Consider the following 510-nt stretch of genomic DNA (forward strand, 5'->3'; position numbering starts at 1 on the left):
GCGAGAACATCGATCTCAGGGTGTTCAACCGCGTCTGGGCACATGCCTTCGCCGTCACCAAGACAGATGGCGAGACTGTCCGCCGCAGCCTGCAATATTTCGATAAATCGGGAGAGGCGATCCACAAGGTGCACCTGCGCCCGGCGTCCAATCTCGAAGCCTATGACAGAATAGTCGCTGATTTCCGGCTCGAGGATCAGAGCCAGGATTTTGCCGGCGAGAGTTTCAATCCGGCAGCTTCCGGCCGTACCGAAGGCTTCGATGTCGCCGAGCTGCGCGACGCCTGGAGCAGGATGACCGACACGCATGAATTCTTCGGCATGTTGAAGAAGCTCGACATCGACCGCCAGGCGGCAGTGCGTTCCGTCGGCGACGACTTCGCCTGGAAACTCTCCTCGGGCAGCATGGAAGCGCTGTTCAAGCGCTCGGTCGAGACCCAGATGAACCTCATGTGCTTCGTCGCCAATCGCGGCATCGTGCAGATCCATACCGGCCCGATCCACGCAGTGC

At 60.0% G+C, this 510-nt stretch carries 1 protein-coding gene; it reads left to right on the forward strand.

What is annotated here, in order from left to right:
• The coding region (locus tag AC1D0P_RS28345; protein ID WP_477679779.1) for a ChuX/HutX family heme-like substrate-binding protein at positions 1–510 on the forward strand (510 nt) is incomplete at both ends.

The sequence above is a fragment of the Polaromonas sp. P1_G2 genome (genome assembly GCF_056405515.1).